We start from the raw sequence: 24,189 nt of genomic DNA on the forward strand, positions 1-24,189 counted from the left end.
GGTGGGACGCCGCCGTGCCGCCCGAGGATGGCGACTGCGCCGCTGGGGGCGGTGGACCCTACGGGCCCGGCTGGTCGTGGTCGTGGCGGCGCTGACCGCGCTGGCGTTGGTGGTGGCGAACACGGCCGGGCTGGTGCTGCTGCGCCGGACCCTCACCGACCGGATCGACGACCAGCTCACCGCGGTCAGCCGGCCGTTCACCCGGGACACCGTCCCGCCCTACGACCCGCGCGAGCGCACCCGCGTGCTGCCGCGCGCCCGGCTCGGCCCGGAGCAGGTGGTGCTGCTGTACGGCCCGGACGGCAGCCTGGAGGACGTCCGGCGTTCCGACGAGTCGACCACGGTGCCGGTGGTCGAGCCGTACGACCGGCTCGTCGCCCGTGCCACCGACACCCGCCCGTACACCGTCGAGGCCACCGACGGCACAGCCGCCTGGCGGGTCCTGGTGGTCGAGCGCGGCGACGACCGGGGCATCGCGGTGCTGGCGGTGTCGCTACGCGAGGTCGAGGAGACCACCGACCTACTGCTGCTGATCGACGCGGTCGTGATCGTGGTCGTCCTGATGCTGCTGGCGTCGCTCGCCGCGATGGTGGTCCGGCTCGGCCTTCGGCCGCTGACCCGGATGGAGCAGACCACGGCCCAGATCACCGGGGGGAACCTGTCCCGCCGGGTGCCCGACGCCGATCCGCACACCGAGCCGGGCCGGCTCGGCGGAGCGCTCAACCTGATGCTGGACCGGATCTCCACCGAGGTCGCCGCCCGCCGCGAGTCGGAGCGGCGGCTACGGCAGTTCATCGCCGACGCCTCGCACGAGCTGCGCACGCCGCTGACCTCCATCCGCGGGTTCGCCGAGCTCTACCGCCGTGGCGGGACGCCACCGGGACCGGAACTGGACGAGACGATGTCCCGGATCGAGGCCGAAGCCGCCCGGATGGGCCTGCTCGTCGAGGACCTGCTGCTGCTCGCCCGGCTCGACCACGAACGCCCCCTGCGACGCCGACCGGTCGACCTGCTGGCCGTCGCCGCCGACAGCGTCCGCGACGCGCACGCCCGCGCACCCCAGCGGCGGATCCGCCTGGCCGCCCTCGACGACAACGACGGGTTCGAACCGGTCATGGTCACCGGCGACGAGCACCGGCTGCGCCAGGTGGCCGCCAACCTGCTCACCAACGCCCTGCAGCACACGCCGCCGCAGGCCCGCGTGACGGTCCGCGCCGGGCGGCTACGCCGTACGCCGGTAGGGCCGCCCGTCACGGCCGTGGGAGACCCGCTGCCCGCCGCAACGCCGGTAGCGGTGCTGGAGGTGACCGACGACGGGCCGGGCCTCCCCGCCGACCAGGCCGTACGGGTCTTCGAACGGCTCTACCGCGCCGACCCGAGCCGGAACCGCGGCAGCGGCGGGTCCGGCCTCGGCCTGTCCATCGTGGCGGCCCTCGTGCGGGGACACCAGGGCCGGGTCGAACTGCTCACCGCCCCCGGCCGGGGGGCCACCTTCCGGGTCCTGCTGCCCTCGGTGCCCGACGCCGACCGCGACGAACTGGTCGACCTGCTGCGCACCATGCACAGCTGACCCACCGGCGACTGTCCGGAAACGTCCAGCGGACCCGGAGCCCGCGATCGAGGACCTCCTCGCCGACAGTTGACCGCCGCCCGACTCCCAGCCGGCTCCGAGGTTGCGCCGGGTCCGCTCCGAGCCGCCATCCCCAGGCTGTCGGACATGCGTGTGCGACGACTCATCCCTGCCCGCGGCCCGTCCCTGCTCGTCAACACCGGCCTCGCCGTGGCGGTGCTGATCGCGGGCGGGTGGGCGTACACCGCGTTCACCGGACCGGAGACGGCGGCTGCCGGCGAGGCCCGGACGGTGCCGGTGAGCCGGGCGACGGTGACGTCCGCGGTGTCCGTACCCGGTTCGGTGCGCAGCGCGGCGACCGCGAGCGCGAGCTTCGCCACCGCCGGGCCGATCACGGAGATCACCGTCGCCGTCGGCGACTCGGTGAAGAAGGGCCAGGTGCTCGCCCGGGTCGACGCCTCGGCCGCGAAGCGGGAGCTCACGGCGGCCGAGGCCGACCTGGACGCGGCGCAGGATGCGGCGGACCGGGCGGCAGGAGCAGACGATTCGACCGTCCAGTCGGAGGCCGCGGTGACCCAGGCGGAGCTGAAGGTCGCCGCAGCGCGGGAGAAGCTCGACGGCGCCACCCTGACCGCGCCGATCGCGGGCACCGTGGTGGCCGTCAACGGCAGCGTCGGGGATCCCGGCACCTCGGCGGGCGGCGCGGCCACCGGCGGCGCGACCGGGAGCGGCGCCTCCGGGGCCGGCAGTACCGCATCCGGTTCGGGAGGCGAGGGACTCGTGCAGATCGCCGACCTGACCCGGCTGGAGGTCACCGCCGCGGTCCCCGAGGCCGACGCGACCCGGCTCAAGGCGGGCATGCCCGCCACGGTCAGCTGGAACGCGCTGCCCGGCACCACCGCCGAGGCGACGCTCGCCGCGATCGACCCGAACGCCACCACCGCCAACGACGTGGTGACCTACGGCGTCACCCTGAGCCTCAAGGACCGTCCCGACGCCGCCCGGCCCGGCCAGAGCGTGCAGGTCACCGTCACCCTCGACACGGCCGAGAACGTCGTCGCGGTATCAGCTCTCGCGGTCACCAGCGCCGGCAACCGGCACACCGTGACCGTCCTGGACAACGGCACCCCGGTCGTCCGCCCGGTCGAGGTGGGCCTGCGGGGCGACCAACTCGTCGAGATCACCTCCGGCCTGACCGAAGGCGACCGGGTCGTGCTGCCCAGCACCGGCGGCGCCGACCCGAGCACCGGCGGCGGGCGCGGTGGGCCGGCGGGCGGCGGACTGACCGGTGGCGGCGGGCGGGGCAACCGGTGACCCTCTACCTGGTCGACGGAGCTCACCGCACCACCGAGAGCCAGAACCGTCCGGTGCTCGACGTTCGTGACCTGACCAAGGTGTACGGGCAGGGCGAGGCGACCGTGCACGCGCTGCGCGGCGTGTCGCTGACCGTCACGGCCGGCGACTACGTGGCCATCATGGGTTCCTCAGGATCCGGCAAGTCGACGCTGATGAACATCCTCGGCTGCCTCGACGTACCCAGCGCCGGCACCTACCGCCTGGACGGGGTCGACGTCAGCCGACTCGACGACGCCCGGCTGGCCCTCGTCCGCAACCGGCGCATCGGGTTCGTCTTCCAGTCGTTCAACCTCATCCCCCGCACCTCGGCGGTGGCCAACGTCGAGCTGCCCCTGGCGTACGCCGGCGTCAAGCCGGCCGAGCGACGCTGGCGGGCCCTCGCGGCCCTGGACATGGTGGGTCTCGCCGGCCGGGCCGACCACGAGCCAAACCAGCTCTCCGGCGGCCAGCAGCAACGCGTCGCCGTCGCCCGCGCCCTGGTCACCGAGCCCGCACTGATCCTCGCCGACGAACCCACCGGCAACCTCGACAGCCGCTCCACCGAGGAGGTGCTGGCCATCCTCGACCAGTTGCACACCGCCGGCCGCACCATCGTCATGATCACTCACGAGACGGAGGTGGCCGCCCGCGCCCGCCGGCTGGTCACCCTCTTCGACGGGCGGATCACCACCGACGTACGACAGGACGGTGCCCGGTGAGCCTGCTGGAGATCCTCCGCTTCGCCGGCCGCGGCGTCGCCGCCAACAAGCTGCGCTCGGCGCTGACCATGCTCGGCATCCTCATCGGCGTCGCCGCAGTCATCCTGCTGGTCGCCGTCGGCAACGGCTCCGCGCAGGCCGTCAACCGCAGCATCGAGGCGCTGGGCACCAACACCATCACCGTGTCCAGCACCGCCCGCGGCGGAACGGCGCCGTCGGCACTCACGGTCGACATCGCGCAGTCCTTGCACGACCCGGCACTCGCCCCCGACGTCCGGGCGGTCTCACCGGTGGTCAGCACCGCCCCGACGATGACCCACGCCGGGACGGAGCACCCGGTGGCGCAGTTTCTCGGTACCCACCCGACCTACTTCGGCTCGTCGAACAGCCCACTCGCCGCCGGCGCGGCCTTCACCGACCAGGACGTGGCCCAGGGTCGGCGGGTGGTCGTGCTCGGGCGGACCGTCGCCACCGAACTGTTCGCCGACATCGACCCGGTCGGGCAGCAGGTCACCGTCGGGGGCGCCCTGTTCACCGTCGTCGGCGTTCTCGCCGAGAGAAGTTCCGCGTCCGGCTTCTCCGACCCGAACGACCTCGCCGTCGCCCCGCTCACCGCCGTGCAGCAGACCATCACCGGGTACGGCCCGGTCAACTCCATCCTCGTCGAGGCCACCGGCCCGGACCGCGTCAACGCCGCCCAGCAACAGGTCACCCAGATCCTCAACCAACGCCTCAAGCTGCCGACCGGCACCACCGCCACCGGACGCGGCGGTGGTGGTGCGGGTGCCGCGCCGTACCGGATCCAGAACGCCGCCCAACTCCTCGCCACCCGCACCGAGACCGCACAGACCTTCACCGTCCTGCTCGGCACCGTCGCCGGCATCAGCCTGCTCGTCGGCGGCATCGGCATCACCAACATCATGCTGGTGACCGTCACCGAGCGAACCCGGGAAATCGGCATCCGCAAGGCCCTCGGCGCACCCCGACGCACCATCCTCACCCAGTTCCTCGCCGAAGCGACCATGCTCAGCGTCCTCGGCGGCGGCCTCGGCGTGGCCGCCGCGCTCATCGGCAGCCGGTTCACCATCGTCGGCGTGCAACCGGTGATCGTGCCCAGCTCCGTCGCACTGGCCCTGGGCGTCTCCGTCGCGATCGGGCTGTTCTTCGGCAGTGTCCCCGCCAGCCGCGCCGCCGGCCTGCGCCCCATCGACGCACTCCGCTACGAATGACAGGTGAAGACATGACGACCGACCTGGACACCGCTCTCGCCGCCAGACCCCGCCCCTGGCGGAGCCGGGCCACCCCGTGGCTCGCGGCAGCGCTGCTACTCGTCGGCGGCTTCGCCGGCGGCGCGCAGGCGCAGCGGGCGTACGGGCCGGACCCCGCAGCCGCACCGGCGGGGCGCGGGGCAGCGATCGACGGACCCGCCGGTGGGGCCCGCGGCGGCGGTGCCCGTGGCGGTGGCGCCGCTCCCCCGGCCGCCACCGCCACCCCGGCCACCACCGGCACCGTCACCGACATCGACGGAGATGTGATGAAGATCCGGCGCGAGTCCGGCGAGGTGGTCACCGTGCAGACGGACGACCGTACGCAGGTCCGGCTGCCCGGCGCGCTCAAGGACCTCCGGACCGGCGACACCGTCGTGGTGACCGGGAACATGCAGAGCGGCGAGATCGCAGCCGCCACGATCACCCAACAGAAGTAGCGCCGAGATGCACATCTGGCAGGCGTTCGGTCATTCTGCTGATCTTCAGCAAGCGAGCGCAGCAGTACCGGGCGGCCCGGATGCCGCCACACGTCGCCGTTGTGGCATTCGCCCGGCGGTCGGCCACGGTGACCCGCGCTGGCACGAGTTCACCCTGGTGGACATCTGCTGGAGAACACAGCCATTCCACTCCCGGCCCAGCGGACACGGCAGCGCCCGCCTGCCGCGGTCGCCGGCCGGTGCAGTCCCGCCCTTTGCAGGTGCTGGCGTGCCGCCGCCGCGACCAGCCGAGTCGTTGCGGATCTGTCTGGCATTCGAGGAGTGGTGTGGCATCGGGGTAGCCCCGACCGTAGAAGGCGTGCGGCGTCGCGGTCACCAGCGCCCCGACCCGGTCAGGATGGACCGTCGCCGGGTGACGGGACGTCCTCAGGTGGGGTCGCGTTCGATCCGGAAACCCAGCTTGATCAGGAGCCGGATGGTCCCCTCGATGAGATCCCGGTCGTAGGACTTGTCGTCGTCGTCCAGTTCCTCGTAGGCGACGAGGTTCGGGTGGGTCTTCTCGATGTCGTTCCGAACCTCGCCGTACCTCCAGCCGTCCGCGAGCCGTTTCGCGGCCCAGATGTCGTGCGCCTGGCGGGAGAGCGTCTCCTGTTCCTTGCGCACCGCCTGCGGCACCTCGATTCCGCTGGTGTCAATCGGCTGCGGCTGCCACACCGAATGCCCCCTCGTCTGCCGCGTCCGTGCGCGGCGGTCGCGGCCAGTGCGCCGAGACTAGCCGGCTGACGACGGTGAACGCCCGCTCTGCCGCCGTCCCCCGGGCCGTATCGTCCGCGTCGGGCGACGCGACACCGACGACCGCGCTGAAGTGGCTGATCCGCCCGTACGTCCGGAAGTCCTCCAACTGCTCGACCGTGTCCACCGACAGCACGCCCACCGCTACCGCGTCGGGCCACGTGTCCAGCACTGGGGCGAAGGCGGGGGCGTCCGGCGCGTGCACCACCTCGTCACCGACGGTCAGTGTCCCCCGTACCACCGATGGCAGCCCCTCCGCCGATGCCGCGACACCCGGATCGGTCGGGTAGTCCCGGTGCAGACTGGGCACGAACGAGCTGTCCACGCTGAACCGGTGGAAGCCGCAGATCCGGTCCGCCACCACCACGCCGGCCGGCACCACGGCCGACGCGGTGCCGAGCAGCACGACGTGCTCGGGCCCGAACGCCTCGACGGCCGCGCGCAACGCTTCCCGGCCGCCGTCCGCGCCGGCCCGGCAGAGCACCAGTTGGTAGCCGCTGCCCTGCTGACGGGACACCGTGCCACCGAGCCAGTCGAAGCGGTTGGGGTGCTCGGCCGTGCCGACCACCGGGGACGGCTCGCGCAGCATGCGGGCCGCCGCTGCGTACTCCGTCGGGCCGGTGGCGAGCACGATCACGTCCACGTCCGGCGCCGTCCGCCCGCCAGCCACGGTGATCTCGATGCGGGGGCGGCGCCGCCGGTCGGTCAGGTCGGTGAGCGCCCGGTCCACGTCGTCGACGATGCGCCGCACCCGTGCCGTGTCGCTCAGGTGCATCATCGAGGTGCCCTGGATCGGGACCGTGGCACCGGCGTCGTGGTCGAGGAAGTACGGCAGGACCCGCATGCGCCGCTGACCGCTCAGCTCCAGCGCGATGTCCATCTCCTTCCTGCACCACATGCTGTTCAGGTAGTGCCGGCTCACCAGCGGCACGAAGATCCGGCACTCACCCACCTTGGCGAGCAGGCGGTGCTCCCACGCCTTGCCACGCGGTAGGTCACTGTTGAACAGGTAGTGGAAGTGCTCGACGTTGCGCAGGTCCAGTTCCTGGGCGATGAGCTGCGCGAGGTCGTTGTCGCCCTGGGCGCTGCTGAGGAAGACGGGGCCCTGGTCGCGGCCGAGACTCCACACGTACCGGCGGGCCTCCTCCAAGCCGGCGAACTGGAGCCGGGGCATCTGCAGCCGGCCGATCTCCCGGCCCAGCTCCGGCAGCAGCACGTCCAGGTCGGACCACCAGATGGCGTGCCGGTTGACCGCGCTGGACGCCTGCAGCGCGTGGCTGACCGCGAGCCGGGGCAGTTGCCGGATCGCGGTGTCGTCGGCGCGGTGGCACACCAGCCGGACCGTCGGCACGCCACGGGCCTGGAGGAACGGCAGCACCCAGGACGGTGTCCGTGGGTCCAGGACGTCGAGGAGGACGAAGTCGTACCGGTCCAGCAGGGTCGCCGCGCCCGCGGCGTCGACCTCGTCGCGCAGCAGGGCCTCGGAGATGTTGTCCACCTGCCAACCGGCCTGGGAGATGAGCCGGCGCAGCTCCGGTTCGGCCGCCGCGTACTCGGGGGTCGGTGGGAGCATCAGCGCGGCGGCGCCCAAGGGGCGGTCCACCTCGTCCGTGTGCTCCCGGGCGCGGGCCACCAGCTCGTCGAGAGCGTCCAGGGGCATCCGGTACGCGGCGAGCCGGTTGCGGTTGAACGGACGGGCTAGGTCCGCGCCGATGAAATGGCGCGCCGGAATGTTGATCTCCGGGATTACCAGCCTCGGCCGGTTCGCCAGTACCGCCATCCCGTACTCGTGCACCGCGAACGGCGAGCAGCGGTACTGCGGCTGGTTTTCCCGACGGGTGACCACAGCGACGAAACAGGCGGTTCGCCGCATCATCAATTCAAGGTGCATCGTGGACAGGGTCGCCGAGCGCGGGTCGACGGCGAGCGCGAACCGTTCCGACAGCGCCTCCAGAAAGAAGTCGGTCACCCGCCGGTCCAGGACGTCGTAGCTGTGGCTGAAGTAGGCCGCCGGGCGCTCGTCGAGCATCTCTGGTCTCCTGTGACGCCATAATCCGACAGATCGTCCCAACATCAACGACGCTGGAATCGGAGTTATGCTTAGGTTAACCGCCGCGCTTTCTGAGGAACGCGCGCGTTTTTGATCAAGGAGCGGCAACGTGCCCGATCGCCAGCGGAACGTCGAAATCCTCTCCGAGCAGGTGCTCCTCACAACCCGGATCTTCACCATCCGGGAAGCCGAACTCCGTTACCGCACCTATGGCGCGGACCGCTCGTTGTCCGGCGACTGGAGCAGGGCGGTCACCCTCGTCAACGCCGACCGCGGCGACTCCGTGGCAGCGGTCGTCGTGGACACCACGCGCGACGAGCTCGTTCTCGTCGAGCAATTCCGGTTCCCGACCCTGGGACACGGATCGGGGTGGTTGGTCGAGCTGGTGGCCGGAATGGTCGACGCCGACGAAGCGCCGGAGACCGCCATCCGCCGCGAGATCCAAGAGGAGATCGGGTACGACGTGTGCGCTCTGGAAAGGATTGCGACGTTCTATCCCTCGCCCGGAGGATCTTCGGAACGCGTTATTCTCTTCTACGCGGAGATCGACGACAGTCTGCAGGTGAATGAGGGTGGCGGTCGCGCCGACGAGGCGGAGAACATCGCCCGCCGCGCGGTGCCGCTCGGCGATCTCCCGGCGCTGATCGACAGCGGCACGATCCAGGACGCGAAAACCCTGGCCGGGCTGCTCTGGCTGCACCTGAAAAGGTCACGGTCGTGAACCCGCTGCTGCTGGGCGTCACCGGCGCCCTGGTGCTGATCGGAATCCTGCTGCAGATCTGGTTCTCCGACCCACGGCGCGCCGGCCGGCAGGCCGCGATGCAACTGCCGTCGGTGCTGCTCTATGCGGTCGCGGTCTCGCTGCTGATGTTCTCGATCTTCCCGGAATCGTACGCCGACGGTCGCGCCCTCGGTTTCAGCATCGGCGGCGCCGCGGCGTTCGTCCTGGTCTTCACCACCCTCTCCTTCCAGTGGTTGGCCCGCGCCGGCAAGCGCGACGCGCTCGAAGCCGAAGTCCGCCGCGCCGGGCAGGAGGTCGAGCAGCTGAAGCTGCGGCTCACCATCGTGGAGGCCGCAAAGCAGCCCCAACGCCTGCAACGCACGACCCGGACCGTGGCGTTCATCCGGCAGGACCGCCGGCACCGGCTCGGAATCATCACCGGCAACATCGCCAACGTCACCGGCGTCGACGTCTGGGTGAACGCCGAGAACACCCAGATGGAGATGGCCCGCCCGACGGAGCCGACCATCTCCGGCACGATCCGTTACCGGGGCGGCCGCCGTGACCCGGCCGGCAACCTGGTCGACGACCTGATCTACAACGAGCTGCGCGAGGTGGCGCTGCGCACCCCGGTCGCCCCCGCCACGGTCTTCACCACCTCCTCCGGCACGCTCGCGGTGGACAACGGCGTCAAGCGGGTCCTGCACGTCGCCTCGGTGGACGGCTCACCGGGCACCGGCTACCGGCAGGTCGCCGACATCGGCGGCTGCATGCGCAACGTGCTGGCCGAGATGGACCGCCTTAACGCCGGCGGCGACCAGCTGCGTACGGTCGTCCTGCCGCTGCTCGGCACCGGTAACGGCGGTGGTGATCTGGAGCGGACCGCCCAGATCATGGTCGAGGCCGCGCTGGACTACTTCCGGGCGCACCCCACCAGCCGGATACGCACCGTCTATCTGCTCGCCTTCACGGACCTGGAGGAGCGGATCGTCCGCCTGGTGCTGACCGAACACCGCGACATCAGCGGTCTCGAGTCGGCATGACCGTGCTCGCCGACGCGGTCGAGACGATCGCGGAGGCCGGCCCGGCGGGTGTCCTCTTCTGGACCGGGGCCGGCATCTCCCGGGGCGCGCCGAGCTGCCTGCCGACCGGTTGGCAGCTCACCGAGCGCACCTTCTCGGCGCTGTTCCGCCCGTTCACCCTGGACACCGTCCTCGCGTACCACGAACTGCTGGGCTGGCGGCGTGGGTCCATCTGTCCGGCCGAGCCGGCAGGGACCCGGGTGCCCCGGCTGGAGACCGTGCTCGGCGCCGGCGCGCAGCAGAGCCCCGACCTGGTTGGGGAGATCCTCGCCGACGTGCGGGACGCCCGGCCCAACCCGGCGCACAGGTTCCTCGCCGCTCACCTGCACGCGGGCGGACGGCAGCTCACCGCCAACTTCGACCTGTGCGTCGAACGCGCATTCCACGAACGGCAGGGGCGGTCGCCGCGTCCCGGGCAGATCCACCACTTCCACAACGCCTTCTCCGACGGGTCGAATCCGGCCCGCCTGGGCGCCACCCTCGCGCGCATCGAACGCGGCTTCGACGACAACGACCGGGCGGCGCTCGTCGACCGACTGCGGGGGCCGGCTCGCCGGATCGTCATCGTCGGCTACAGCGGCAGCGACTTCTTCGACGTGGACGTGGCGGTCGCCGACCTCCCGCCGGGCGCGCTGGAAGGCCGGACCGTCCACTGGGTCAACCACTCGTCCTGCGCCTGGCACCGGCCGGTCCCGCAGCGGTCCACCGCCGTCTTCGGGGTTGAGCACGGCAACCCGGGCGGTACCCTGCCCGCCCTGGCCGGGCATCTGCGGAGAGCCGGGGCCACCGTCGCGTTTCTCTGCGGGCCGACCACCGAACTCCTCGACGGGCTCGCCGCCTGCTGGGGTTGCGACCCGGTGCCGCCGCCGGTCCTGCGGCCACCGCGCGCCGTCAGCGTCGTCGTGGACGACCGACGCCGGCTGGCCGGTACCTTCCTGTTCTTCCGCGCGGTCGGTCTCGTTCCCGAGGTCCGTCGGCTTCTTCCGGAGGAGCCGGACGTTGCCGCCGAGGAGTTGATCCTGGCTCGATCCGACCTCATGTGGGAGGAGGGCCGGTACGCCGACCTGCGCCGCTGGTGGCGGCGGCAGCCACCGTCGCTTCGCCGCACCGAACGCATCGGGGCGACGCTCTGGGCCCAGGGCCGGTTGCTGCCCGCCTACGCGTGGCTGACGTGGCACCGGCGGCGCGCCTCGAATGAAGCGGAGCTGCGGCTGATCGCCGAGACCGAGGCCCGGGTCATCGAGCACATGAGGCTGGTGCCCGACCTGCGCTGGCTGGGCCGCCGCCTGGGCCGCAACGCCGTCCGCTGGTTGCCGGCGCCCCGCCAGCAGGACGGGCTGCACGAATTCCGGCGACTCGCCGACGTCTCCGGAAGCCTGAGGCACTCCACGGCAGCCACCCCTCGGCCGGAGTCCGAGGCGGCCGAGACCCAAGAGTGGTTCCTGGAGGCCGGCAACGTCCACGCGGCCCTCTCCTACCAGCACCGGCGTCTGCGGGACAATCATCGCGTCGAGACGCTCGTCGCCGAGCTGGGCGGGCTCTACCGCGCGCAGCGGCGCCGGGCCGAGATCCTCGGCTCCACGGCGGCGTCCTGGCGGGTGCTCCTGCTCCCTCGGGCCGGGGAGGTGTTCACGCTGCGTGAGGCGGTCGTCGGGTGGGCTGCCGTGCAGTTCGGCGCCTGGCACCGGGTGCGCCTGCTCGGTCGCCTCCTGCTCGACCGGGTCCGGTCCCGGATCAGGCCCAGGGAGGCGGGGTGGGCCCCTCCCCGGTCGTGATCAGGCGGCGCAGGCTGCCGTTGAGGTAGAAGCTCCAGGCGTTGGAGCAGTTGTCGAAGCATTCGAAGCGGGGCACGAGGCCCTCGTGGGCGAACCGGACCACCGTCTGGTCTCCCTGTTCCGCGATGTCGAAGCTGATCTCCGTGCCGGTCCACTCGCTGGGGTTGCTGGCGAAGGTGAGCTTCGCGTCGACCACGCGCCACACGACCCGCTCCCCCGGCACGAGTTCCGTCACCCGCTGCTTGGAGTAGTGGACGTGGGGGGTCAGGTCGCCGGCGTCGTCTCCGGCGTCCGCAGCCAGACGGCGGTGTCGGGCGGCAGCAGGTCGTCGTCGAGCGGCCCGCTGGCGAGCAGCCGCCCGGTGTACGGCGGCAGCGGCACCGCCGTCGTGGAGAGGTTGACCACGCAGGTGAAGCCGGGGTCGCGCCGGAACGCGAGCACTCCGTCCGGGGCGGGCAGCCAGGTCATCCCGCCGTCGCCGAGCGCCCGCTCGGCCCGGCGGGTGGCGATGGCGGCCCGGTACAGCTCCAACATCGACTGCCCGTCGCCGGCCTGCGCGGCGGCGGTCCGGTCCTTCCAGTCCGCCGGCTGCGGCAGCCACGGCGTCGCGGTGGCGTTGTCGGGGCTGAAGCCGAACGGCGGCGTCTCGCCCGACCAGGGGATCGGGACCCGACAGCCGTCCCGGCCCGGGTCGACCCCGCCGGAGCGGACGTGCATCGGGTCCTGCCGCAGGTCGTGCGGGATGTCCTCGACCTCCCACAGGCCCAGTTCCTCGCCCTGGTAGACGTAGGCGGCGCCGGGCAGGGAGAGGGAGAGCAGGGCCGCCGCCCGGGCGCGGCGGGTGCCGAGTTCCAGATCGCTCGGAACTCCCTCGCGCTTGGTGGCGAAGCTGAACGTGGTGTCCTCCCGGCCGTACCGGGTGACGTGCCGGGTGACGTCGTGGTTGGAGAGCACCCAGGTGGCCGGGGCGTCCACCAGGGCGTGGGCGGTCAGCGTCGTGTCGATGCAGGCGCGCAGCGCGTCCGCGTCCCAGGCGCAGCCGAGGAAGTCGAAGTTGAACGCGGCGTGCAACTCGTCGGGGCGCAGATAGTTGGCGAACCGCCGGTGGTCGGGGAGCCACACCTCGCCGATCAGCGCCCGGTCGCCGGGGTAGCTGTCGGTGATCCGCCGCCAGCTCCGGTAGATGTCGTGCACGGCGTCCACGTCGACGAACGGGCTCGGGCCGTCCGGCGTCGCCTCCGGCAGCGTCGGGTCCTTGGCCAGCATCGCCGCCGAGTCGATCCGGATGCCGTCCACGCCCCGGTCGAGCCAGAACCGCAGGATGTCCTCGAACTCGGCGCGTACCCGGGGGTGGTCCCAGTTGAAGTCCGGCTGCTCGGGGGCGAAGAGGTGCAGGTACCAGTCGCCCGGCGTGCCGTCCGGGTTGGTGGTCCGGGTCCAGGTGTCGCCGGCGAACGGGGAAACCCAGTCGGTGGGCTTCCGCGCGCCGTCCGGGCCCCGGCCGGGGTGGAACCAGAACAGCTCCCGTTCCGGCGCGTCCGGGCTGGCCAGAGCCGCCTGGAACCAGGGGTGCGCGGCGGAGCAGTGGTTCGGGACCACGTCGACGATGGTCCTGATGCCCAGCGCGTGCGCCTCCGCGATCAGCGCCTCGACCTCGGCGAGGGTGCCGAACACCGGATCGATGTCGCGGTAGTCGGCCACGTCGTAGCCGGCGTCCGCCATCGGGGAGGGGTACCAGGGGCTGAACCAGATCGCGTCGACGCCGAGCGCGGACAGGTAGCCCAGCCGGGACCGGATGCCGGCGATGTCGCCGATGCCGTCACCGTTGCCGTCGGCGAAGCTACGTGGGTACACCTGGTAGATCACGGCTTCACGCCACCACGGACCACTGTCTGCTGCGGACACGGGCACCTGCTTTCTGCGTCGGTACGTCGGCGGGTTCGCCGGGGCTATCCCTTGAGGCCGCCGGTGGTCAGGCCGGACATGATGTTGCGTTGGAAGAGCAGGAAGAGGATGACGGTCGGTATCGCGGCGATCACGGACGCGGCGATCACCACGTTCATGGGCGTGCCACCGGCGAAGGCGTAGATGCCGACGCTGACCGTCCGCGTCTCGGGCGACGGCATGACCAGCTTCGGCCAGAGGAAGTCCTTCCAGACCGCGGTCACGGCGAAGATCGAGACCACGCCGAGGATCGGGCGCGACATCGGCAGGATGATCGACCAGAGCGTGCGCAGCGGTGTCGCCCCGTCCATGAGAGCCGCCGCCATCAGGTCCTCCGGGATCGAATCGAAGAACCGCTTCAGCAGGAAGATGTTGAACGCGTTGGCGACCAGCGGCAGCCAGATCGCGAACGGCGAGTCGAGCAGGCTGAGGTGCAGGATCGGCAGGTCGATCACGGTCACGTACTGCGGGACGATGAGGACCATCGCCGGGATCATCAACGTCGCCAGCATCAGGCCGAGGATCGCGTTGCCGAACATCGGTCGCAGCTTCGACAGGGAGTACGCCGCGGCGGTGTCGAGGACGAGTTGGAACAGCACCGCCCCGGCCGCGTAGTAGAAGGTGTTGAACAGGAGCTTGGCGAGGTCCAGGTTGTTCCACGCGTCGGCGTAGTTCCGCCACTGCGGGTCCTGCGGGAACAGCGACGGCGGGGTCTGCGCGATCTCCTGGCCGGACTTGAGCGCGCCGGTGACCATCCAGTAGAGCGGCCCGAGGAAGACGAGCGTGAACCCGATGATCACGACGGCGAGCAGCGTCCAGTAGATCGCCCGGCCGCGCCCGCGTCGGAGCTGGGCCTGGGAGATGAGGGTACGGGTGCCGGAGTCCTGTGCCATGGGTCGTCCGTCCTAGTCCTGTTTCGCGGTCAGTCGCAGGTAGCCGGCGGAGAAGCCGGCCAGCACCACGAGCATGATCACGCCGAGCGCCGCGGCGCCGTTGAGGTCGTTCTGGAAGAACCCGTGCTGGTAGATCAGGTACGCCACCGAGGTGGCCGAGTCCTCCGCACCCGCGCCGTTGGCGAGGATCAGTGGCTCGATGAAGAGCTGCATGGTGGCGACGATCTGGAGCAACGCCAGGAGCGCGAGGATCAGCCGGGTCTGCGGGATGGTCACGTGCCGGATCCGGCGCCAGATCCCGGCACCGTCGAGCTCTGCCGCCTCGTAGAGTTCGCCGGGGATGTTCTGCAGCGCCGCCAGGTAGATCAGCACGGCGCCGCCCATGTTCATCCAGGTCGACGCGATCACCATTGCCGGCATGGTCATCTCCGGTGACTGCATCCACTGCGACGTCGGCAGGTGCAGGGCCTTGAGGATCGCGTTGAAGAGCCCCGCGTCGCTGGGGTCGTACGCGTAGAACTTGAAGAGGTAGAGCGCCGAGGCGGGCGGCAGCATCACCGGCAGGTAGACCAGGATCCGCAGGTACCCCTTGGCGTGACGGAGCTCGTTCAGCAGGATCGCCACGAAGAACGGCACCGCGTACCCGAGGACGAGCGCGAGGATCGTGAAGTGGAACGTGTTCTTCCAGGCGGTCCAGAAACTGGGGTCGTCGAGGATCCGGACGTAGTTGTCCCAGCCGACCCAGGTCGTCTCGCCCCGTCGGGTGCGCTGGAAGCTCATGATGACGCCGCGGACCATCGGATACCAGGCGAAGACCGCGAAGCAGAGCACCGCACCGATCAGGAACGCGTGCCCGGTGAGGTTGTCCCGCAGCTTGCGGCCGAGGCTCGTACGCCGAGGCCCGGCCGGGGACGGCGGCGCGGGACGAGCCGCTGTTCCGACGGTCCCCGGAGCGGAGGTGATCGCCAAGGCAACTCCTGGTGGGTCGGTGACCGACAATGCGGCGCGGACGGTGTGGGGGCCGGCGCTCCGGCCCCCACCCGAGCGAATCAGCTCTCGGCGGCGAGGAGCTGGTTGACCTTGTCCTCAGCCGTCTTGAGCAACGCGTCGATGTCGGCGTTCGGGTTCGTCAGCACCCCGGACATCGCCGCGTCGAGCACCGCGTAGATCGCCTGCGCGTTGCGCGGCTCACCCTTGATCGGCACCGGGTTCGCCTCGAAGATCGCGAAGTTCGTGGTGTCGACGTTCGCGTTCGCCTTGCGCAGGTCGAGCTCCTGCTTCTGCGCGTCGCTACCGGCCGCGAAGAGCAGTGGCTGGGGCAGCCCGACGGGGTAGTTCTGCGGCTTGGCCCGGACGTAGTCGAACTGGCCCGTGCCCGGCGTCAGCTTCTGGTACGCAATCCACTTGAGACCGGCCTTGACCTGCTCCGGGGAGAGGCCCTTCTTGAAGAAGTAGCCCTCGCCACCGCCGAGGGTCGCCTTCGCCGGGCCGTCCTGGCCGGGCAGCGGCCCCATCGCCCAGTCCTGGAACTTGCCCTGGAACTGGCTGACGATCGCCTGGGTGGTGTCCGGCGCGCCGATGAACATGCCCACCTTGCCCGCGGCGGCGTTGGTCAGCAGGTCACCCCACTGGAGCAGCTGGCGGCTGCCCATGCTGTTGTCGCCGTACCGCATGTCCTTGAGGTTCTGCAGGACCTGCCTGCCCATGGCGTTGTTGAAGTCGGCCTTCTTGCCGTCCGGCGTCAGCACCTGACCGCCCTGGGAGTAGAGCAGCGAGGTGAAGTGCCAGCCCCCGGTGTTGCCGGCGCTGTACTCGGCGTACCCGGCGATGCCGTTGCCGATCGCGGCGATCTTCTTGGCGGCCTCCCGGACCTCGGGCCACGTCTTGGGCGGGTTGTTCACGTCGAGCCCCGCCTGCTGGAACAGGACCTTGTTGTAGACCAGCCCCATCGAGTAGTTCTTCACCGGGACGGCGTAGAGCTTGCCGCCGTCGCTGAACACCTCCTTGAGCGCCGGGTCGACGCTGTCCCAGGTGGGGATCGTGTCCTTGGTGGCGTACCCGGTGATGTCCATCGCCTGGCCGGAGTCCAGCACCTGCTGGAGGTCGGTCATGTAGCCGTAGAACACGTCGGTCACCGTGCCGCCGGCCAGGCGGGCGGTGAAGTCCGGCGGGTTGTTGCACTGCTCGCCGACGCTGACGCTCTTGATGACGATGTCGGGGTTCTGCCGCTGGAACTCGGCGACGTCCTCGTTCCAGTTCTGAAGCAGCTCTTTCTGGGCGCCGACCGGCTGGCAGTCGACGGTGATGGTGACCTTGCCGCTCGCATCGTCGGTCGCGTCGTCGCTCTTCGTGGAGCAGGCGGTGAGGGCGAGCCCCAGGCCGGCCGCGAGCGCCAACGCCGCAGCCTTCCGGTACTGCGGTACGGACATCTGTCCATCCCTTCGGGAACGAGGTGTCTCCGTGAAGTTCGCTGATCCGCGGTGATCGCCACCGCCGTGTGCCCTGCTACTGATCGGTTCCGCCATGCGCCCTGACGCCCGGTAACCGCTCCAGGGCCCGATGTGAGTGGAGTCACTGTAGCGAGGCGAACTCATTCCAGCAAGATTTCGATCTGACACTGAAAAGATGCGACTGCAACCAGAGAGCGTGCGACGGGGGCATGGAAGTGGGCCGTTCCTCGTCGGACCACGACGAAACGGCCGCCGACCACGAGCAGCGGTCGACGGCCGGAGCGTCGTTCAGCGGCGGGGAGGCGGTCTCCGCCGGGTGCCGGTCAGGGATCGGCGCGGCGACCGGCGGCCGCGCCGGGAAGTGCGGTCAGCGAGACCGGGACCGGCCCGGGCCCCCGCCGGGGACCGGCGCGGTGGAGCCGCGCACCACCAGCTCGGGCTCGAAGAGCAGCTCGTCGGCGAGCACTCCGCCGCCCTCGATCTGGGTGACCAGCAGGTCGACAGCCGCCTGACCCATCATCTCGATCGGCTGCCGCACCGTGGTCAGCGGCGGGTCGGTGCAGGTCATGAACGCGGAGTCGTCGAAGCCCACCACGGAGACGTCGCCCGGGACCGCGCAGCCGAGCCGGCGCACGGCACGGACGGTGCCCAACGCCAGCACGTCGCTGGCACAGATGACCCCGGTGACCCCACGGCGCACCAGCTTGGTGGCCGCGACCCGGGCGCCCTCCATCGAGAAGCTGGTCCGCTCCACTTCCTGGCCCCCGTCGGTCCAGCGGGCGATCCGCGCCATCGCGGCCAACTTGCGCTGCGACGGGACATGGTCCTCCGGGCCCAGCACCATGCCGATCCGCTCGTGGCCCAGCGAGCGGAGATGGCCGTGCGCCTGCTCCACCGCCACCGCGTCGTCGGTCGACACGCGGGGGAAGGTCAGCTCTTCCACGCCCGCGTTGACCAGCACGACCGGTAGCTTCCGGTCGGTCAGCCGCCGGTAGTGCTCGTGCGACGCGTCGCCCAGCGCGTACGACCCGCCGGCGAAGATGATCCCGGAGACCTGGTGGTCCAGCAGCATGTCGACGTAGTCCGACTCGGAGACACCGCCGATGGTGCGCGCGCAGAGCGCCGGGGTGAAGCCGCGCTGGGCCAGCGAGCCGGTGACCACCTCGGCCAGCGCCGGGAAGATCGGATTCTGCAGTTCGGGGAGCACCAGCCCCACGAGCCGGGCCCGCTCTCCGCGCAGCTTGGTGGGGCGTTCGTAGCCGAGCACGTCGAGGGCGGTCAGCACGGCCGTCCGGGTCGCCTCGGACACGCCTCCACGACCGTTCAGCACCCGGCTGACGGTCGCCTCACTCACGCCCGCCTTCCGGGCCACATCGGTCAGCCGCTTCGTCACCGCTGAAAGGCTACGGCAAACAGCCGAAAGATTCGAACGGGGGATCTCGGCAGCGGCACCGGCCGAGCCGGGCCGGTCCGCCGCGCAACTTAATAGGAAAGTTTGTGAACAGTAATGCTACAGTGAGCGTCGTCGATGCGCGCTCCGCGTCGTCGACCCCGTGGATCCTCAGGAAGGAGCGATCACATGTCGAGACTGCGCGCCCTACTCGCGGTGGCGGCGCTCACCGTCGCAGGTGGACTGGCGGCGATCGTCCCGTCGACCGCGGCGTCCGCCGCCGCCTGCGCGACCCCCTGGCAGTCCTCGGCCGTCTACACCGGTGGCATGCAGGTGTCCCACAACGGCCGCAACTACCAGGCGAAGTGGTGGACCCAGAACGAGGCCCCGCCGGGCACCACCGGCGTCTGGCAGGACCTGGGCACCTGCGGCGGCTCCACGCCACCGCCGGGCGGGACCTGCAACCACCCGAACTGGGTCGCCGGCACCTGGTACCCCGCCGGCAGCATCGTCCGGTACACCAACGGGCAGTACTACATCGCCGAGCACGACAACCCGGGCTACGACCCCACCATCAGCACCTGGTACTGGAACCCGTACACCTGCGGCAGCCAGCCGCCCACCGGCAGCCCGCCGCCCCCCAACCCCGGCGGCTTCGTGGTCACCGAGGCCCAGTTCAACCAGATGTTCCCGGGTCGGAACCCGTTCTACACGTACTCCGGCCTCGTCGCCGCCCTGAGCGCCTACCCGGCGTTCACGAAGACCGGCAGCACCACCGTGCAACGGCAGGAGGCCGCGGCGTTCCTGGCGAACGTGCACCACGAGACGGGCGGGCTCGTCCACATCGTCGAGCAGAACACGAACAACTACCCGCACTACTGCGACCGGAGCCAGCCGTACGGCTGCCCCGCCGGCCAGGCCGCCTACTACGGGCGCGGGCCGATCCAGCTGAGCTGGAACTTCAACTACAACGCCGCCGGCAACGCCCTCGGGCTGCCCCTGCTGACCAACCCGTGGCTGGTGCAGAACGACGCGGCGGTGGCCTGGAAGACCGCCATCTGGTACTGGATGACCCAGAACGGGCCCGGCCGGATGACCGCCCACACCGCGATGGTCACCGGCGCCGGGTTCGGCGAGACCATCCGCAGCATCAACGGCGCGATCGAGTGCAACGGCGGCAACCCCGCCCAGGTGCAGAGCCGCGTCAACCGGTACCAGCAGTTCGTCGGCGTCCTCGGCGTACCCGCCGGAGCGAACCTGTACTGCTGACCAGCGATCCGGGCCCCGCCGCACCGCACCCCTTCGGCGGCGGGGCCCGTACCCGCCCGGCCCCGGTGGGTCACAGCCAGTTGCGACGCTTGAAGACCAGGTACAGGGTGACGCAGACCAGCACCATCAGCCCGAGGGCGAACGGGTACCCGTACCGCCAGTCGAGTTCGGGCATGACCGCGAAGTTCATGCCGTAGACGGTGCCGATGAGGGTCGGCGCGAACAGGATGGCCGCCCAGGCGGACACCCGCTTCAGTTCCTCGTTCTGCTCGTAGCTGGCGGCGGTCAGGCTGCGCATCTCCTCGTTCTGCGCCTGCGTGACCAGGGTGGCGTTGACCGTGAGGATGTTCTGCAACAGGTGCCGGAAGCCGTCGACGCGTTCGACCACCTGGGTGAGATGGTCGGCCACGTCGCGCAGCCGCCGGCGCAGTTCCTCGTCGGTGCCGTACTGGTCGAACCCGGCGATGAGCGCGTCGAGGACGCCGAGCAACGGCCGGGCCGCCCGCTGGAACACGACGACCTCCCGGCTCAGCCCGTAGATGCGGCGGCTGGCGTTGGGGTCGCCGCCGAACACCTGGGTCTCGATCTCGTCGATGTCGTTCTCCAGTCCCGCGACGACCGGGGCGTACCCGTCGACGACCTGGTCGAGTACGGCGTAGAGGACCGCTTCCGGCCCGAGCGTGAGGACCTGCGGCTCGGCCTCCATCCGCCGGCGGACCGCGACCAGGTCGGGCGCCTCGCCGTGCCGGACGGTGATGACGAAGCCCGGCCCGATGAACAGGTGCAGCTCACTGAACTCCACCTCCTCCCGGACGTCGACGTAGCGGGCGGCGCGGAGCACGACGAACAAGGTGTCGCCGTAGCGCTCCAGCTTGGGCCGCTGGTGCGCGTTGATGGCGTCCTCGACGGCCAGTTCGTGGAGTTGGAACTCGTGGGCCAGCGAGTGGATCTGACCCCGGCCGGGCCGGTAGAGCCCGATCCAGGCCATCGCGTCGCCGAGTTCCTGCAGGCACCGGTACGTGTCGGCGAGGTTCGCCGGCGTGGCGTGGCGGCGACCCTGGAGGTACACGGCGCTGTCGACGAGGCCGCCCCGGCCGGGCGTCTCACGGCCGGGCTCGTGCTCGTCGAGACGCCGCCCGAACCCCCCGGTCGAACGGGACCATCCGTTCCCGCCCATGCCCCTCCCGGATGTCCCGCCCCGACCGGCCGGGGATCCCCGCTCCGGGACCACTCAAACCGGGCGTGGTCAGGGCCGGAACCGGTAGCCCATGCCGGGTTCGGTGATGAGGTGCCGGGGGCGGGCCGGGTCGTCCTCCAGCTTGCGCCGCAGCTGGGCCATGTACTGGCGCAGGTAGTTCGTCTCGTTCTGGTATTCCGGCCCCCACACGTCGTGCAGGAGCTGCCGCTGGCTGACCAGCTTGCCGGGGTTGCGGAGCAGCTTCTCCAGCACACCCCACTGGGTGGGGGTGAGCTTGACCTCCGTGCCGTCGTCACTGGTCACCGCGTGGTCGGCCAGGTCGACGGTGTGCCGGCCGACCCGCACGCTGGCGCTGGCCGACTCGGCGCCGGCACCGAGCCGCCGGGTGACGGCACGGATCCGCGCCAACAGCTCGTCCACCCCGAACGGCTTGGTGACGTAGTCGTCGGCGCCGGCGTCGAGCGCGGCCACCTTGTCCTCGCTGCCGGCGCGGCCGGAGAGCACGATGATCGGCACGGTGGTCCAGCCGCGGAGGCCGCGGATGACCTCGATGCCGTCCAGGTCGGGCAGGCCGAGGTCGAGCACGACCAGGTCGGGCGGATGGCTGGCGGCGGCCTTCAGCGCTGCGGTGCCGGTGGCGGCCACCTCGACGTCGTACCGGCGGGCGCGCAGGTTGATGTGCAGCGCGCGCAGGATCTGGGGTTCGTCGTCGACGACCAGGATGCGGGTCATTCCGGTGGCCCTCCGGACGTGCCGGTGTCGGTGGCGGCCGGCAGCCGCAGCACCATGGTGAGTCCCCCTCCGGGCGTGGTCTCCGGGGTGATGCTGCCACGCATCGCCTCGGCGAGACCCCGGGACAGCGCGAGTCCGAGGCCGACGCCCGTCTGGTTGTCCCGGTCGCCGAGCCGCTGGAACGGCAGGAAGACGTGCTCCCACTGGTCCTCGGGAATGCCGGAACCGGTGTCGATGACCCGCAGCTCGACCTGCCCGGCGTGGGCGCTGCCGGTGATCGTGGGTGGCTGGCCGGGCGGGCTGTGCCGCAGGGCGTTGGCCACGAGGTTGACCAGGACGCGTTCGAGCAGGCCGGGGTCGGCGAGCGCGGCGGGCAGGTGGGCCGGGATGTCGGTCACCACGTCGGCGGCCACGGGCCCGAGCTCGTCCAGCGCCCGGGGGACGGCGTCCTCCAGCCCGACGGCGACCGGGCGGACGCCGAGGGCACCGGCCTGGAGGCGGCTCATGTCCAGCAGGTTCGACACCAGGCGGGCCAGCCGGTCCAGGGACTCCTCGGCGGTGGCGAGCAGCTCCGCCCGGTCCGCCTCGTCGAACTCCACGTCGGGGCTGCGCAGGCTGGTCACCGCCGCCTTCGCCGAGGCCAGCGGCGTACGCAGGTCGTGGCTGACCGCGGCGAGCAGCGCGGTCCGCATCCGGTCGGCCTCGGCGAGCGGCCGGGCGGCGGCGGCCTCCTCGGCCAGCCGCTCCTGCCGCAGGGCGACGGCGGCCTGCGCGGCGAACGCCTCCACGATCCGCCGGTCGGCGGCCTCCAGCCGGCGGCCGCAGAGCACGACGGTGAGCCGGTCGTCCACCGGCACGGCGGTCTCGCCCGCGCCGGGGCTCGTCGCGGGTGCCTCGCCGACGCTCGCGACGACCCGCCAGGCACCCTCCTCGCGGGCCCGGCCGGGCCGGCCCTCGGCGGCCTCCACCGACTCGAGGACGCTGACCGAGCGCAGCGCGAACGTCTCCCGCAGCCGGTCCAGCAGGGCGATCAACGGCCGCTCGCCGCGCAGCACACTGCCGGCCACGGTGGCGAGGGTCTGCGCGTCGGCGGACGCGCGGGCCGCCTCCCGGGTACGCCGGGCGGCCACGTCGACGATCCAGCTGACCGCGATGGCCACACCGACGAAGACGCCGAGGGCGAGCAGATTGTCCACCTCGGCAATGGTCAGGGTGTAGACGGGCGAGGTGAAGAACCAGTTGAGCAGCAGGGAACTCCCGAGCGCGGCGATCAGCGCCGGCCACAGCCCGCCGACCAGCGCGACACCGACGACGGCGGCGAGGAAGATCAGGATGTCGTTGGCGAGGGTGATGTCCGGCAGCGCCCAGAGCAGCAGCGTCAGCAGCGGCATGCCCAGTCCGGCCAGCGCGAAGCCGAGCATCCGTCGCCGCCGGGACAGCGCCGCCGGCACCCCCGCCGCACGCCGGCCCCGGCCGGCCTCGGCGTGGGTCACCAGGTGGACGTCGATCGCCCCGGACAGCGCGGTCGTGGTGACGCCGACACCGCGGGAGAAGATCTGGGCGAACCGACCGCGGCGGCTGGCGCCGAGCACGAGCTGGGTGGCGTTGACGCCCCGTGCGAAGTCCAACAGCGCGGCCGGGATGTCGGTGCCGAGAACCTGGTGGTACGTGCCGCCGAGGCTCTCCACGAGCACCCGCTGCCGGGCGAGCTGGGCCGGGTCCGCGCCGGCCAGCCCGTCGCTGCGGGCGACGTGCACGGCCAGCAGGTCCGAACCCTTGCTGCGGGCGGCGACGCGCGCGGCCCGCCGGATCAGGGTCTCCCCCTCCGGCCCCCCGGTGAGCGCCACGACCACCCGCTCCCGCGCCTCCCAGGTGGCCGAGATGCCCTGCTGGGCGCGGTACGCGTCGAGCTGCTCGTCGACCTTGTCGGCGAGCCAGAGCAGGGCCAGCTCGCGCAGCGCGGTGAGGTTGCCGACGCGGAAGTAGTTGCCGAGCGCGGCGTCGATCCGGTCGGGGCGGTAGATGTTGCCGTGCGCCATCCGCCGGCGCAGCGCCTCCGGCGTCATGTCGACCAGTTCGACCTGCTCGGCGGCGCGGACGACGGCGTCCGGAACGGTCTCCCGCTGGGTGGTGCCGGTGATCTGGGCGACGACGTCGTTGAGCGACTCCAGGTGCTGGATGTTGACCGTGGAGAGGACGGTGATCCCGGCGTCCAGCAGTTCCTGGATGTCCTGCCAGCGCTTCTCGTTGCGGGATCCGGGCACGTTGGTGTGCGCCAGCTCGTCGACGACCGCCACCTCGGGTCGCCGGGCGAGCACCGCGTCCAGGTCCATCTCGGTGAACTCGGCGCCCCGGTGGGTCATCGTGCGCCGGGGCACCTGCTCCAGGTCGCCGATCATCGCCGCCGTGTGCCGGCGCCCGTGGGTCTCGACGAACCCGATCACCACGTCGGTGCCGCGTTCGACGCGCCGCTGCGCCTCCTCCAGCATCGCGTACGTCTTCCCGACGCCGGGGGCGGCGCCGAGGTAGATGCGGAGTTCCCCTCGCGCCATCGCAACCCTCCC

The 24,189-nt window shown here is 71.4% G+C and carries 20 protein-coding genes; 9 read left to right on the forward strand and 11 right to left on the reverse strand.

Annotation, left to right across the window (positions count from 1 at the left end):
- Position 1: 1 nt before the first annotated feature.
- The 5 genes from ACN26Y_RS04710 to ACN26Y_RS04730 all read left to right on the forward strand — a co-directional run bounded on the left by ACN26Y_RS04710 (position 2) and on the right by ACN26Y_RS04730 (position 5,329).
- Positions 2 to 1,570, forward strand: coding sequence for an ATP-binding protein (locus ACN26Y_RS04710; RefSeq protein WP_422734898.1), 1,569 nt, complete (start codon positions 2 to 4; stop codon positions 1,568 to 1,570).
- A gap of 147 nt (positions 1,571 to 1,717) precedes the next feature.
- Entirely contained in the window at positions 1,718 to 2,884 is a 1,167-nt protein-coding gene (locus ACN26Y_RS04715) for an efflux RND transporter periplasmic adaptor subunit (RefSeq protein WP_155329088.1), read from the forward strand.
- Positions 2,881 to 3,624 carry an ABC transporter ATP-binding protein gene (locus tag ACN26Y_RS04720; protein WP_155329089.1) on the forward strand — a complete coding sequence of 248 codons (744 nt, stop codon included), beginning with the start codon at positions 2,881 to 2,883 and terminating at the stop codon, positions 3,622 to 3,624. Before ACN26Y_RS04715 ends, ACN26Y_RS04720 begins: the two co-directional genes overlap by 4 nt.
- Entirely contained in the window at positions 3,621 to 4,853 is a 1,233-nt protein-coding gene (locus ACN26Y_RS04725) for an ABC transporter permease (protein ID WP_155329090.1), read from the forward strand. Before ACN26Y_RS04720 ends, ACN26Y_RS04725 begins: the two co-directional genes overlap by 4 nt.
- Before the next feature lie 11 nt (positions 4,854 to 4,864).
- Positions 4,865 to 5,329 (forward strand): hypothetical protein, encoded by a 465-nt coding sequence (locus tag ACN26Y_RS04730; RefSeq protein ID WP_422734385.1) that lies wholly within the window; start codon positions 4,865 to 4,867, stop codon positions 5,327 to 5,329.
- A gap of 426 nt (positions 5,330 to 5,755) precedes the next feature.
- Here ACN26Y_RS04730 and ACN26Y_RS04735 read toward each other — a convergent pair whose 3' ends face one another.
- Both ACN26Y_RS04735 and ACN26Y_RS04740 read right to left on the reverse strand, forming a co-directional pair.
- Complete coding sequence (locus ACN26Y_RS04735) at positions 5,756 to 6,043, reverse strand: RyR domain-containing protein (RefSeq protein WP_155329092.1); 288 nt, start codon at positions 6,041 to 6,043, stop codon at positions 5,756 to 5,758.
- Entirely contained in the window at positions 6,021 to 8,150 is a 2,130-nt protein-coding gene (locus ACN26Y_RS04740) for a TIR domain-containing protein (RefSeq protein ID WP_422734386.1), read from the reverse strand. The genes ACN26Y_RS04735 and ACN26Y_RS04740 overlap by 23 nt, the downstream gene beginning before the upstream one ends.
- A 130-nt stretch (positions 8,151 to 8,280) precedes the next feature.
- On the opposite strand from ACN26Y_RS04740, the gene ACN26Y_RS04745 reads away from it, so the two are divergent.
- From ACN26Y_RS04745 to ACN26Y_RS04755, 3 genes are read left to right on the forward strand one after another with little or no spacing between them, the layout of a single operon-like run.
- Positions 8,281 to 8,892, forward strand: coding sequence for an NUDIX domain-containing protein (locus tag ACN26Y_RS04745; RefSeq protein WP_155329094.1), 612 nt, complete (start codon positions 8,281 to 8,283; stop codon positions 8,890 to 8,892).
- On the forward strand, positions 8,889 to 9,935 hold the full coding sequence (locus ACN26Y_RS04750) for a macro domain-containing protein (protein ID WP_155329095.1): 1,047 nt from the start codon (positions 8,889 to 8,891) through the stop codon (positions 9,933 to 9,935). The genes ACN26Y_RS04745 and ACN26Y_RS04750 overlap by 4 nt, the downstream gene beginning before the upstream one ends.
- On the forward strand, positions 9,932 to 11,749 hold the full coding sequence (locus ACN26Y_RS04755) for a hypothetical protein (RefSeq protein WP_422734387.1): 1,818 nt from the start codon (positions 9,932 to 9,934) through the stop codon (positions 11,747 to 11,749). The genes ACN26Y_RS04750 and ACN26Y_RS04755 overlap by 4 nt, the downstream gene beginning before the upstream one ends.
- On the opposite strand, the gene ACN26Y_RS04760 is transcribed toward ACN26Y_RS04755, so the two are convergent.
- The 6 genes from ACN26Y_RS04760 to ACN26Y_RS04785 all read right to left on the reverse strand — a co-directional run bounded on the left by ACN26Y_RS04760 (position 11,709) and on the right by ACN26Y_RS04785 (position 18,429).
- A complete protein-coding gene (locus tag ACN26Y_RS04760) occupies positions 11,709 to 11,984 on the reverse strand; it encodes a hypothetical protein (RefSeq protein ID WP_155329097.1) in 276 nt (91 codons plus the stop codon). The two genes, ACN26Y_RS04755 and ACN26Y_RS04760, sit on opposite strands and share 41 nt — an antisense overlap.
- Positions 11,985 to 12,013: 29 nt before the next feature.
- Positions 12,014 to 13,615 (reverse strand): glycoside hydrolase family 13 protein, encoded by a 1,602-nt coding sequence (locus tag ACN26Y_RS04765; RefSeq protein WP_230688880.1) that lies wholly within the window; start codon positions 13,613 to 13,615, stop codon positions 12,014 to 12,016.
- Between the two features lie 83 nt (positions 13,616 to 13,698).
- Positions 13,699 to 14,586, reverse strand: coding sequence for a carbohydrate ABC transporter permease (locus ACN26Y_RS04770; protein ID WP_422734388.1), 888 nt, complete (start codon positions 14,584 to 14,586; stop codon positions 13,699 to 13,701).
- Positions 14,587 to 14,598: 12 nt separating this feature from the next.
- Positions 14,599 to 15,555 carry a carbohydrate ABC transporter permease gene (locus ACN26Y_RS04775; protein WP_370463295.1) on the reverse strand — a complete coding sequence of 319 codons (957 nt, stop codon included), beginning with the start codon at positions 15,553 to 15,555 and terminating at the stop codon, positions 14,599 to 14,601.
- A gap of 80 nt (positions 15,556 to 15,635) precedes the next feature.
- Positions 15,636 to 17,015: an ABC transporter substrate-binding protein gene (locus ACN26Y_RS04780; RefSeq protein ID WP_422734389.1), complete on the reverse strand. Its 1,380-nt coding sequence runs from the start codon at positions 17,013 to 17,015 to the stop codon at positions 15,636 to 15,638.
- Between the two features lie 388 nt (positions 17,016 to 17,403).
- Complete coding sequence (locus tag ACN26Y_RS04785) at positions 17,404 to 18,429, reverse strand: LacI family DNA-binding transcriptional regulator (RefSeq protein ID WP_155329101.1); 1,026 nt, start codon at positions 18,427 to 18,429, stop codon at positions 17,404 to 17,406.
- Positions 18,430 to 18,615: 186 nt separating this feature from the next.
- Between ACN26Y_RS04785 and ACN26Y_RS04790 the strand changes: the two genes are divergently transcribed.
- Positions 18,616 to 19,695, forward strand: coding sequence for a glycoside hydrolase family 19 protein (locus ACN26Y_RS04790; RefSeq protein ID WP_155329102.1), 1,080 nt, complete (start codon positions 18,616 to 18,618; stop codon positions 19,693 to 19,695).
- A gap of 70 nt (positions 19,696 to 19,765) precedes the next feature.
- Here ACN26Y_RS04790 and corA read toward each other — a convergent pair whose 3' ends face one another.
- From corA to ACN26Y_RS04805, 3 genes are all read right to left on the reverse strand, one after another.
- Positions 19,766 to 20,872 carry a magnesium/cobalt transporter CorA gene (gene corA / locus ACN26Y_RS04795; protein WP_155329103.1) on the reverse strand — a complete coding sequence of 369 codons (1,107 nt, stop codon included), beginning with the start codon at positions 20,870 to 20,872 and terminating at the stop codon, positions 19,766 to 19,768.
- A 69-nt stretch (positions 20,873 to 20,941) separates the two neighbouring features.
- Positions 20,942 to 21,625 (reverse strand): response regulator, encoded by a 684-nt coding sequence (locus ACN26Y_RS04800; RefSeq protein ID WP_155329104.1) that lies wholly within the window; start codon positions 21,623 to 21,625, stop codon positions 20,942 to 20,944.
- Positions 21,622 to 24,177: a DUF4118 domain-containing protein gene (locus ACN26Y_RS04805; protein ID WP_155329105.1), complete on the reverse strand. Its 2,556-nt coding sequence runs from the start codon at positions 24,175 to 24,177 to the stop codon at positions 21,622 to 21,624. Before ACN26Y_RS04805 ends, ACN26Y_RS04800 begins: the two co-directional genes overlap by 4 nt.
- Positions 24,178 to 24,189 lie beyond the last annotated feature (12 nt).

Source organism: Micromonospora sp. WMMD558, assembly GCF_049315255.1.
Classification (GTDB): Bacteria; Actinomycetota; Actinomycetes; order Mycobacteriales; family Micromonosporaceae; genus Micromonospora.

Bases quoted from the DNA above. Each gene is read 5' to 3' on its own strand.
- ACN26Y_RS04715 (WP_155329088.1), top strand. From the start codon at position 1,718: ATGCGTGTGCGACGACTCATCCCTGCCCGCGGCCCGTCCCTGCTCGTC.
- ACN26Y_RS04730 (WP_422734385.1), top strand. From the start codon at position 4,865: ATGACGACCGACCTGGACACCGCTCTCGCCGCCAGACCCCGCCCCTGG.
- ACN26Y_RS04740 (WP_422734386.1), bottom strand. From the start codon at position 8,150: ATGCTCGACGAGCGCCCGGCGGCCTACTTCAGCCACAGCTACGACGTC.
- ACN26Y_RS04755 (WP_422734387.1), top strand. From the start codon at position 9,932: ATGACCGTGCTCGCCGACGCGGTCGAGACGATCGCGGAGGCCGGCCCG.
- ACN26Y_RS04770 (WP_422734388.1), bottom strand. From the start codon at position 14,586: ATGGCACAGGACTCCGGCACCCGTACCCTCATCTCCCAGGCCCAGCTC.
- ACN26Y_RS04780 (WP_422734389.1), bottom strand. From the start codon at position 17,015: ATGTCCGTACCGCAGTACCGGAAGGCTGCGGCGTTGGCGCTCGCGGCC.
- ACN26Y_RS04790 (WP_155329102.1), top strand. From the start codon at position 18,616: ATGTCGAGACTGCGCGCCCTACTCGCGGTGGCGGCGCTCACCGTCGCA.
- corA (WP_155329103.1), bottom strand. From the start codon at position 20,872: ATGGGCGGGAACGGATGGTCCCGTTCGACCGGGGGGTTCGGGCGGCGT.
- ACN26Y_RS04800 (WP_155329104.1), bottom strand. From the start codon at position 21,625: ATGACCCGCATCCTGGTCGTCGACGACGAACCCCAGATCCTGCGCGCG.
- ACN26Y_RS04805 (WP_155329105.1), bottom strand. From the start codon at position 24,177: ATGGCGCGAGGGGAACTCCGCATCTACCTCGGCGCCGCCCCCGGCGTC.